Here is a 6,177-nt window from a genome sequence, read left to right on the forward strand (position 1 = left end):
TAGAAAATTTTAAATTTTATCCTTCTAGTATTTTCAAATCCCTAAAAACACCCTATTCTCTCTAAAAACCCTAACCAGCAGCAAACTCTTTTTTTAAACACGATTCTAAGTATCATCTAAAACAACAATAAAAATAAACATAGGATTTATATATAAAGTAAGTAATGAAGACATTTAACAAGTCCGCAATGAGCTACTTTCCCCCTGCCAGTAAGGCGTAGTATCATCACCCACGATGTGCTTAGCTTCTTGGTTCGGGATGGAGCAAGGCGTTTCCACATCTGTATAATCACGGACATTGTTATTTAAATATTCTTTGAAAGATTGAATTTAAGAATAAAACTTAATCTTTTATTCCTTTAATTTTTTCTTTATTCTCTTTCTTCTTTTCTTATCTTTTATCTTTGATAAGTTTTTATATAGAATACTTAAAAAACAATGTTAAGAGCAAGTTCTAATACAAACTCTACTTGAAAGATTTCTATTAAACTCTAAATATTATCTATATTCAAAGTCTTCTTAAAAACCTTAACAAGGAAGTGATGCTTTATTAAAGATAAGCCAAACGCTCTATTAGTACTGGTCAGCTAAAGGACTTTCATCCATTACACACCCAGCCTATCAAACTAGTAGTCTTCTAGAGAGCTTAGAGAAGATTCATCTTAGAGTTGGCTTCACGCTTAGATGCTTTCAGCGTTTATCCTTTCCAAACTTAGCTACGCTGCGATGCTCTTGGCAGAACAACAGCTACACCAGTGGTTTGTTCAACCCGGTCCTCTCGTACTAGGGTCAAATCTCTTCAATCTTCTTACGCCCACGGCAGATAGGGACCGAACTGTCTCACGACGTTCTGAACCCAGCTCGCGTACCGCTTTAAATGGCGAACAGCCATACCCTTGGGACCTGCTCCAGCCCCAGGATGCGATGAGCCGACATCGAGGTGCCAAACCTCCCCGTCGATGTGAGCTCTTGGGGGAGATCAGCCTGTTATCCCCGGGGTACCTTTTATCCTTTGAGCGATGGCCCTTCCACACAGAACCACCGGATCACTAAGACCGACTTTCGTCTCTGCTTGACTTGTATGTCTTGCAGTTAAGCTGGCTTATACCTTTATACTCTACGAACGATTTCCAACCGTTCTGAGCCAACCTTTGTAAGCCTCCGTTATTATTTGGGAGGCGACCGCCCCAGTCAAACTACCCACCAGACATTGTCCCACTTGAGGATAACTCAAGCTGGTTAGCTACCCAAATAAGAAAGAGTGGTATCTCAACAATGGCTCATATACAACTGGCGTCATATACTCAAAGCCTCCCACCTATCCTGCACATTCTTATCCAAGTAGCAGTGTCAAGCTGTAGTAAAGGTCCACGGGGTCTTTCCGTCTTGCCGCGGGTAGGAGGAATTTTCACCTCCACTACAATTTCACTGGATCCCTCTTTGAGACAGCTCCCATCTCGTTACGCCATTCATGCAGGTCGGTATTTAACCGACAAGGAATTTCGCTACCTTAGGACCGTTATAGTTACGGCCGCCGTTTACTCGGGCTTCGATCAAGAGCTTCGCTAATGCTAACCCCATCAATTAACCTTCGAGCACCGGGCAGGCGTCACACCCTATACATCCTCTTACGAGTTAGCAGAGTGCTGTGTTTTTGGTAAACAGTCGGGAGGGACTCTTTGTTGTAAGTTTCCTTGCTTTCGGAGTAAATCCTAATACAAAGCTAACCACACCTTATACCGAAGATACGGTGCTATTTTGCAGAGTTCCTTAAAGAGAGTTCTTCCACGCGCCTTAGAATACTCATCCCACCCACCTGTGTCGGTTTACGGTACGGGCAACATTAGCTAAACTTAGAAACTTTTCTTGGCTCGACGGCATCAGGGGTTCTTCTATCCATCCGAAGACTTCAAAAAGCCTTTCAGTTCTCGGAGTATTGTTATACGGATTTGCCTATATAACCTCCTACGACCTTAGACTAGCACTTCCATCCGCTAGCCCCCTTAGCCCTAAGCGTCCTTCCATCGCACACTAATGTTGGTATTGGAATATTAACCAATTTGCCATCGTCTACCCCTTTCGGACTCGACTTAGGACCCGACTAACCCTACGATGACGAGCATCGCGTAGGAAACCTTGGGTTTACGGCGTTAATGATTCTCACATTAATTATCGCTACTCATGCCTGCATGCTCACTTCTATTCGCTCCAGCACTCCTTACCGGTATACCTTCGACGCAAATAGAACGCTCTCCTACCACTTAGTAAACTAAGTCTACAGCTTCGGTACTTACTTTAGCCCCGTTATATTTTCCGCGCAAAATCACTAGACCAGTGAGCTATTACGCTTTCTTTAAAGGATGGCTGCTTCTAAGCCAACCTCCTGGTTGTTTAAGTAACTTCACATCGTTTTCCACTTAAGTAAGATTTAGGGACCTTAGCTGGTAGTCTGGGTTGTTTCCCTCTTGACGACGGATTTTATCACTCGCCGCCTGACTGCTGTGATTACATATAAGGTATTCGGAGTTTGATAGGGTTTGGTACATTGGTGTATGCCCTAGCCCATTCAGTGCTCTACCCCCTTATATTACGACACAACGCTATACCTAAATATATTTCGGAGAGAACCAGCTATCACGAAGTTTGATTGGCCTTTCACCCCTATCCACAAGTCATCCCGGGGCTTTTCAACGCCTATGGGTTCAGTCCTCCACTAGTTCTTACACTAGCTTCAACTTGCTCATGGATAGATCACTTCGTTTCGGGTCTGCAGCATCTGACTAAGCGCCCTATTCAGACTCGCTTTCGCTACGGCTTCGCGTTTGCTTAACCTTGCCAGACACCACAACTCGCAGGCTCATTATGCAAAAGGCAGTCCATCACCCTGTATTGCTACATAGGGCTCTGAATGATTGTAAGCAAATGGTTTCAGGTTCTATTTCACTCTGATCACCTCAGTTCTTTTCACCTTTCCCTCACGGTACTTGTGCACTATCGATCTGGTATTAGTATTTAGGGTTGGATCGTGGTCGACCCGGATTCAGACAGGATTCCTCGTGTCCCGCCCTACTCAGGATACTGCTAGCTAAGGTTTGTTTTTCGCATACGGGACTATCACCCTCTATGGTTATACTTTCCAGAATGTTCTGCTAAACTTACCTCTTGCACATTGCAGTCCTACAACCCCCAGTGCAAGCACTGGGTTTGCCCTCTTGCGCTTTCGCTCGCCGCTACTGACGCAATCTCTATTGATTTCTTTTCCTGAGGGTACTAAGATGTTTCAATTCCCCTCGTTCGCTCCTATATAGGTAATGTATATCTCTATACATTGGGTTGCCCCATTCGGAAATCTACGGATCAAAGCTTCTTGACAGCTCCCCGTAGCTTATCGCAGTCTAGTACGTCCTTCATCGCCTTTACCAGTCAAGGCATCCACCATTCGCTCTTAGTAGCTTACCTTTTTTACCTTTTATTATTGATTCTAAAACGCATCACTTCCTTGTTAAAGTTTTTATGATAAGACTTCTTTATCTTAAGACGGAAAGCATTCAAACACTTAATATAAAACTAAATGATTTAGTCTCAACTAAGCTGTGAGTTTGAAACTTGTCTTTAATTTATAATCCTTAAATCTAATATTCTCTTTATTCATAGAAGAGAAGACAGCTAAAAGTTAAGTTAAACTAAAGAAAAAATAAATAGGTTTTATCCTTTAACAAGTCCTGTAAAATTGTTTTTATTAAAACTTGCTTGTGACTCTTAACAATGATAATTAAAAAGAACATTTAGGTTTAAAACCTAAAGGAAGTATATATATTAACATAATCATTATAAATATAAATGCATAATGTATGCTACTTATATCTATTAAAGTATATTCTTTTATAGTTAAAGATAAAAATAAATCTAAGTATAGAGTTTATATTTTATATTTAATCTATTTTATATACTTGCTTTAGATTTTAAAGCTTCTTTATTCAAATCTTTTTTATGGTGGGCCTAACAAGACTTGAACTTGTGACCTCACCCTTATCAGGGGTGCACTCTAACCAGCTGAGCTATAGGCCCTTAATAAATGGTGGAGAATAGCGGGATCGAACCGCTGACCTCCTGCGTGCAAAGCAGGCGCTCTCCCAGCTGAGCTAATTCCCCATAAACAATTAGCTTTATCATCAATCTTTAAAATCTAAACAAGAATCAATTGAGTTTATATATTGAAGTAATAGTTGTGAGACTTATTACTTTGTACTCTAGAAAGGAGGTGATCCAACCGCAGGTTCTCCTACGGTTACCTTGTTACGACTTCACCCCAGTCGCTGATTCCACTGTGGACGGTAACTAGTTTAGTATTCCGGCTTCGAGTGAAATCAACTCCCATGGTGTGACGGGCGGTGAGTACAAGACCCGGGAACGTATTCACCGTAGCATGGCTGATCTACGATTACTAGCGATTCCGGCTTCATGCTCTCGAGTTGCAGAGAACAATCCGAACTGGGACATATTTTATAGATTTGCTCCACCTCGCGGTATTGCGTCTCATTGTATATGCCATTGTAGCACGTGTGTCGCCCTGGGCATAAGGGCCATGATGACTTGACGTCGTCCACACCTTCCTCCTCCTTACGAAGGCAGTCTATTTAGAGTGCTCGGCCGAACCGTTAGCAACTAAATACGTGGGTTGCGCTCGTTGCGGGACTTAACCCAACATCTCACGACACGAGCTGACGACAGCCGTGCAGCACCTGTCTCTAAGTTCTAGCAAGCTAGCACCCTCTTATCTCTAAAAGGTTCTTAGGATATCAAGCCCAGGTAAGGTTCTTCGCGTATCTTCGAATTAAACCACATGCTCCACCGCTTGTGCGGGTCCCCGTCTATTCCTTTGAGTTTTAATCTTGCGACCGTACTCCCCAGGCGGTACACTTAATGCGTTAGCTGCATTACTGAGATGACTAGCACCCCAACAACTAGTGTACATCGTTTAGGGCGTGGACTACCAGGGTATCTAATCCTGTTTGCTCCCCACGCTTTCGCGCCTTAGCGTCAGTTGAGTTCCAGCAGATCGCCTTCGCAATGGGTATTCTTGGTGATATCTACGGATTTTACCCCTACACCACCAATTCCATCTGCCTCTCCCTCACTCTAGACTATCAGTTTCCCAAGCAGTTTAATGGTTAAGCCATTAGATTTCACAAGAGACTTGATAATCCGCCTACGCGCCCTTTACGCCCAGTGATTCCGAGTAACGCTTGCACCCTCCGTATTACCGCGGCTGCTGGCACGGAGTTAGCCGGTGCTTATTCCTTAGGTACCGTCAGAATTCTTCCCTAAGAAAAGGAGTTTACGCTCCGAAAAGTGTCATCCTCCACGCGGCGTTGCTGCGTCAGGGTTTCCCCCATTGCGCAATATTCCCTACTGCTGCCTCCCGTAGGAGTCTGGACCGTGTCTCAGTTCCAGTGTGACTGATCATCCTCTCAGACCAGTTAAGCGTCATAGCCTTGGTAAGCCATTACCTTACCAACTAGCTGATACTATATAGTCTCATCCTACACCGAAAAACTTTCCCTACTCAACTTGTGTTAAGCAGGAGTATAGAGTATTAGCAGTCGTTTCCAACTGTTGTCCTCTTGTGTAGGGCAGATTAACTATACCTTACTCACCCGTGCGCCACTAATCCACTTCTAGCAAGCTAGAAGCTTCATCGTTCGACTTGCATGTATTAGGCACGCCGCCAGCGTTCACTCTGAGCCAGGATCAAACTCTCCATAAAAATTATAGATAGTTTAATCTTTTTCTTCAAAGAAAAAGTTATGAAAGATTAAAAGAAAAACTTTTAATCTTTTTAATTATTAGATTGAATAGATTTTACATAATTACTTATGCCTAAATCTTTCTGGCTCAATCGATCACTTATTTAGATTTCAAAGATTGACTAATAAGATTTGAATAACAATACTAAGTTAAAAGAACAAAACAAAAAATCATTTTTAAAAGAAAAGTTTTTAAATTAAAAAACAAGATTTATAAAAAAGCTTTTAGTTTATAAGACAAAAACCAAAAGAGTTAATTTATAAAATCTACTAAGCTAGTGAAACTTTATAATTTAAAAGATTTTAAGTCCTTTTTTCAAAAAAAGGAAATGAAAGTATAACCAATTAAACTTAAAAGGGGATTAAACAA

General features: G+C 41.9%; 2 tRNA genes and 3 rRNA genes. All 5 read right to left on the reverse strand.

The features are described from left to right. Positions 1–180: 180 nt before the first annotated feature. The 5 genes from rrf to BGS40_RS07580 all read right to left on the reverse strand — a co-directional run bounded on the left by rrf (position 181) and on the right by BGS40_RS07580 (position 5,767). A 5S ribosomal RNA gene (gene rrf / locus BGS40_RS07560) occupies positions 181–297 on the reverse strand. Positions 298–552: 255 nt separating this feature from the next. After that, positions 553–3,459, reverse strand: a 23S ribosomal RNA gene (locus tag BGS40_RS07565). A 532-nt stretch (positions 3,460–3,991) separates the two neighbouring features. Further along, positions 3,992–4,068: transfer RNA gene (locus BGS40_RS07570), tRNA-Ile, on the reverse strand. A gap of 8 nt (positions 4,069–4,076) precedes the next feature. Beyond that, a tRNA-Ala gene (locus tag BGS40_RS07575) sits at positions 4,077–4,152 on the reverse strand. Between the two features lie 102 nt (positions 4,153–4,254). After that, positions 4,255–5,767 (reverse strand): 16S ribosomal RNA (locus tag BGS40_RS07580). Together the 16S, 23S and 5S rRNA genes with 2 tRNA genes alongside form the textbook arrangement of a ribosomal RNA operon. Between the last annotated feature and the right edge of the window lie 410 nt (positions 5,768–6,177).

The organism is Campylobacter sp. 107, from assembly GCF_002383835.1.
GTDB classification, from domain to species: Bacteria; Campylobacterota; Campylobacteria; order Campylobacterales; family Campylobacteraceae; genus Campylobacter_D; species Campylobacter_D jejuni.